This window comes from Stenotrophomonas sp. 05L44_2 (assembly GCF_056665995.1).
On record NZ_JBFTNR010000312.1, the window covers coordinates 1 to 4,688 of the forward strand.

The 4,688-nt window shown below is 67.9% G+C and carries 5 protein-coding genes and 1 pseudogene; 3 read left to right on the forward strand and 3 right to left on the reverse strand.

Features of this window, described 5'->3' with window-relative positions:
• The 3 genes from AC1VAN_RS12170 to AC1VAN_RS12180 form a co-directional block, all read left to right on the forward strand.
• The coding region (locus AC1VAN_RS12170) for an aspartyl protease family protein (RefSeq protein ID WP_480985879.1) at window positions 1-390 on the forward strand (390 nt) is incomplete at its 5' end.
• A gap of 171 nt (window positions 391-561) precedes the next feature.
• Window positions 562-1,005 carry a hypothetical protein gene (locus tag AC1VAN_RS12175; protein ID WP_033830584.1) on the forward strand — a complete coding sequence of 148 codons (444 nt, stop codon included), beginning with the start codon at window positions 562-564 and terminating at the stop codon, window positions 1,003-1,005.
• A gap of 25 nt (window positions 1,006-1,030) precedes the next feature.
• A complete protein-coding gene (locus AC1VAN_RS12180) occupies window positions 1,031-1,537 on the forward strand; it encodes a PaaI family thioesterase (protein WP_033830583.1) in 507 nt (168 codons plus the stop codon).
• Window positions 1,538-1,542: 5 nt separating this feature from the next.
• On the opposite strand, the gene AC1VAN_RS12185 is transcribed toward AC1VAN_RS12180, so the two are convergent.
• The 3 genes and pseudogenes from AC1VAN_RS12185 to AC1VAN_RS12195 all read right to left on the reverse strand — a co-directional run.
• Window positions 1,543-3,285: a GGDEF domain-containing protein gene (locus AC1VAN_RS12185; RefSeq protein WP_442251621.1), complete on the reverse strand. Its 1,743-nt coding sequence runs from the start codon at window positions 3,283-3,285 to the stop codon at window positions 1,543-1,545.
• A 55-nt stretch (window positions 3,286-3,340) separates the two neighbouring features.
• Entirely contained in the window at window positions 3,341-4,366 is a 1,026-nt protein-coding gene (locus tag AC1VAN_RS12190; protein WP_480985880.1) for an AI-2E family transporter, read from the reverse strand.
• 99 nt (window positions 4,367-4,465) lie between these two features.
• Window positions 4,466-4,688 (reverse strand): annotated as a pseudogene (locus AC1VAN_RS12195) (arsenical resistance protein ArsH); the annotation flags it as partial.

Below are 4,688 nucleotides of genomic sequence, written 5' to 3' on the forward strand. Positions count from 1 at the left end.
CGCATCGGCGGCATCGAGGTGCCCATGCACCTGGACAGCGGTGCCAGCAGCTCGTCCCTGTCGGCCCATTTCGCCCGCGCACATCCGCAGATGCTGAAGGACCTGGCGGTAACGCGCCAGCGCCTGGCCGGCGCCGGCGGCAGCAGCGAACGCGCAGTGGCACAGTGGCCACAGGTGACGGTGCAGATCGGCGGGCAGCGCGCGATGCTGCCGTCGCTGGCGGTCACCCTGCAGGATCCAACCGAGGTGAGCGTGCGCAACCAGGGTGTGCTCGGCTGGGATGTACTGGCCGCCTTCCCGGCCTGGACCCTCGATTTCGATCACATGCGGCTGGAGCTGGAAGGCATCAGCACGCGTGAAGCCGCAACGTCGGTCACAACACCGTTGTGATGCAGCACGCAACACGCTGCGCGCGTTAATTCCGGATGCAGAAAGGGCCGTGATCGGCGCGACACGCGGCTAACAGGGCGCCGTTCAAGAATCGCACGGCCATGTGCCAGCCAGGGGATGCAGCGCCTGCCCTGTCCATCGGCTCCCTCTCGGCATCGGCATGGATGGCACATGGACCTGTTCGCCTCGCTCGCGTTCGGCAGCTACCTTCTGGCCTTTTTCATCGTCGCGCTGTTCGCGGCCGCCTACCTGAAACGCTCGGAGTTCATGCCCTACCACGGTGAAGCGGTCGGGCTGGCCTGGGGCGGCGTCCCACCGCGCATGCAGGTGCTGCTGATGGCATTGATCAAGGTGGTCGGCGCGGGCTGGATCGCGCTGGCCGGCGCAGGGGTGATGCTGGCCTGGCTGATCTTTTTCGGTGGTCACTTCGCGCTGCCACAGCTGGTCGCCTTCCAGCTGTTCTGTCTGCTGGCCACGTTGCCACCGGTCGCGGTCGCATCCGGCGTGCGAAAGCGCACGGGTGCCAGGACGCCGGTCTCTGCCGGTGCGGCCGTGGTCGCGCTGTGCTGCATCGGATTCCTGCTGGCCCTGCTGTCGCTGCTGCAACCTGCCTGACCTCCCCCACACCGAGGTTTCCCGCATGAATCCCCAGTCCCTGCTGTACAGCGTGATCAACGGCGACCTTCCTCCGTCCAAGGCCGGCCTGTTGCTGGGGTGGCGTTTCATCAGCCACGATCCCGCACAGGACCAGATCAATGTCGAGTTCGATGCCAGCACAGCCCTGACCAACCCGATGGGCAACATCCAGGGCGGCTTCCTGTCGGCGATGCTGGATGACTGCATGGGCCCGGCGATCTACGCAACGCTGCCGCCCAACCGGTTGGCGGTAACGGTCGAATCGAAGACCAGTTTCGTCAGTCCCGCCCGTCCCGGGCGCATCATCGGCTGGGGGCAGATCGAGCACAGCAAGGGCAGCATCATCTTCACCCGCGGGCGCCTGACCTCGCCCAGCGGCCGCTTGCTGGCCACGGCCAGCGCCACGTTCCGCGTGGGGGCGATGCGCTGGCGCGGACTGCCGGTGCCCAGCACCGTGGCCCGGCACATGGTCGGCCACATCCTGCGCAGGGCGCAGGCGGACAATGGCTGACCCGATCAGCGCGCGGCGCGTCCGCTGCCCGCCACCTGCACCCGGTCGCGGCCCAGCGCCTTGGCCTCGTACATGGCGGCGTCGGCGGCGCGCACCAGCGCGTGCCAGCCAATCGGATCAAGCGCGCCCTGGGCAACACCGAAGCTGGCCGTGACCCGCAGGATGTCACGGCTGCCCAGCACGATGTCGTGCGCACGCAATGCCACCCGCAGCGACTCGGCCAACCGCCGGCCACTGGCCAGATCACCATCGGCCAGCAGCACCAGGAATTCCTCGCCGCCATAACGGGCGATGCTGTCGTTGCGGCGCAGATGGCTGCGCAGCAACTGCGCCACCTGCACCAGCACGTCATCGCCGGCCGCGTGCCCCTGGCCATCGTTGATCGCCTTGAAATGGTCCACGTCCAGCAGAATCACCACCGCCTGCGTGCTTCCCTCGGCACGCCGCTGTCGTACCCGTTCCTCCAGCGAGCGCCGGTTCAACAGGCCGGTCAGCTGATCGGTATCGGCCAGCTCGCGCAGCTCACGGGTCAATGCCGAGCGCTGGTGCGACTTCGCCCGCAGTACCTCGATGGCATCGAACAGGCGCTGCATTTCCGCCATCGGGTGGGTGGCATGCTGCTCTGCACCCGGCGTGTCCGAGGCGATCTGGATCACCTGCGCCTGCGCCTGCAGCAACGGCCGCAGGATCTGCACGTGGGCGATGCGCAGTGCCAGCGCAAGCAGCAGCAGCGTACCCAGYACGGTGGCGCCCAGCACGGCCAGGCGTACCGCTTCCTTGTTGCGGGTGTGCTGGAAGCGCGCGATCGAAACGCCGAGGTAGCCATCACGCAGCGCTTCCAGCGATTGCAGGGTGGGCACGTAGCGCGCGGTGAACTCGGCCGCCGTCCAGGGTGGCGGTACGCCGCGCTGGCCATCGTCGATCAGCTGTTCCACCATCGGCAGCGACTGGCCGAAGAACTGCCGGCGCGCCATGTCCCAGTGCAGGGACAGCGCCGGCTCGCTGCGGAACACCGATTCATGGCTGGCGGCCAACCGCCACAGCTCCAGCAGGCGGCCCTCGGTCTGCTGCGCAGCGCGTACCTGCGACTCCCGCCACGCGCCGGGCACGGCCAGCGGCGCCATCACGTTGGATGCCAAGCGGCCACCGTGCTCGCGCAGGTCGATCAGGATCTGCCCCTGCATGGCAGGAATCGCGGCTTCGCGATCAGCCGCGACCAGATCGCTGATCTGCACCGAGGTCAGCACCTGCAGCCGGTCATACACCGCGAACATGTTGTTGATCGCGTGCTCCACCTCCTCTGCCGAGCGTTCGCCTCTTGGCAGCGCGGCCACCCGGTCGACCGCGGCGCGCGCAGTCTGCAACCGGCGCCGCGCTTCGTGCAGGCGCGGTGTTTCGTCCACCACCCGCGGGTCGTTCTGGAACACGCTCTGCAGGTGCTGCGTCGCTGCGTCCACCCGCTGCCGTGCGACCGCCAACTGCGCGGCCAGTCGGCGCTGCTCCTGCACATCGGTGCTGTCTGCGCCGAGCAGGCTGTTGGCCGGTCCACGCTCGGCCGACACCAGATTGGCCAGTTCGAAGGTCTGCCGCAGTTGCTGCAGGCTGACCAGGTTGGCCTCGGCTTCGGTGTAGCGCTGCGTGCCCTGCACCAGCGCGATGGCCATCAGCGGCAGCGTGCACAGCACGAACAGGCCACCGAGGATCCAGAGCCAGGTCTGCAGTCCGTTTGGCGATGCCCTGCGGCCCATCGATGTGTCCCCTGGCGTGCGGATCAGTGTAGCGCTCTGCCCGGGTGAAGGCGGGTCAGATCCAGCGCTGGTCCACCAGTTCGCGCTTCACGTAGGCGTAGAACACCGGCGCGGCTACCAGCCCGGGCAGGCCGAAGGCCGCCTCCATCACCAGCATGGCCAGCAGCAGCTCCCAGGCGCGCGCCTGGATCTCGCCGCCGACGATGCGGGCGTTGAGGAAGTACTCCAGTTTGTGGATCACCACCAGGTACAGCAGCGCAGCCACGGCCACGTAGAACGACACCGACAGCGCGACGATGGCGATGATGGTGTTGGAGATGATGTTGCCCACCACCGGCAGCAGGCCCGCCAGGAAGGTGATCAGCACCAGCGTCTTCGACAACGGCAGGTGCACGCCGAACAACGGCAGCACGCCCAGCAGGAAGATGGCGGTGAACACGGTGTTGAGCAGCGAGATCTTCACCTGCGCGAACACCACCTGGCGGAACGCGGTGGCCAGGCGGCTGGTGCGGCCGATCAGTTCCTGCGCCAGCGGGCCCATCTTCGGCAGCGGCAGTTCGTCGTACAGCGCGATCATCGCGCCCAGCACCATGCCGATCAGCACCCGCACGCCCACCTGCACCACCGATGTGCCGGCCACGCCCAGCTGGCGCTGGTGCTCGGCGGCCCATTCGTTCACGGCGGCGCGCAGCGCCGTCAGATCCTCGGGAATGTAGGGCTGCAGCAGGGCCGGCACCTGGTGGCGCGAGGTGTTGAGGATGTCCATCAACCGCGCCAGCAGCACGTCCGGGCCACCGGTCTCGTTGCGGAAGAACGAGGCCACGCCGATACCGGCCAGCACCAGCACGCTGATGATCACCGCCGACAGCACGATCACCGCGATCGCCCGCGCCCGGCCGGGACGCAGCTTGCCTTCCACGGTGGAGGCCAGCACATGGGTCAGCTGGAACACCAGCAGCCCCGACAGCAGGGTCACCACCAGGCCAAGCTTCAGTGCCAGCCACATGCCCAGCAGCATCATCAGCCAGGCGGCGATGCGTGCGGYGGGAGGCCTGGGCAGGGTCGGGATGACGAGGGACATCGGGGCACATCCTGGTGGGGTGGCCCATGGTAGTGGATTGAGGTGATGCGCCCGCGCATGCGCGCGTCCCTGCGGCCGCCGCGTGCCATCAGCGTGCCATCAACGTGCGGCCACTGCCCCTGCCGCACGCGCCAATGCGGCCGCCTCCCGATCACCCTTGCGCTCGCTGTAGCGATCCACCAGGTAGTCCGCACGACCCTGCGTGAGCAGGGTGAACTTGACCAGTTCCTCCATCACATCCACCACCCGGTCGTAGTACGCCGAGGGTTTCATCCGCCCGTTCTCGTCGAACTCCTGCCATGCCTTGGCCACCGAAGACTGG

Coding starts and splice junctions, on each gene's coding strand:
- AC1VAN_RS12180 (WP_033830583.1), top strand. CDS start 1,031: ATGAATCCCCAGTCCCTGCTGTACAGCGTGATCAACGGCGACCTTCCT.
- AC1VAN_RS12175 (WP_033830584.1), top strand. CDS start 562: ATGGACCTGTTCGCCTCGCTCGCGTTCGGCAGCTACCTTCTGGCCTTT.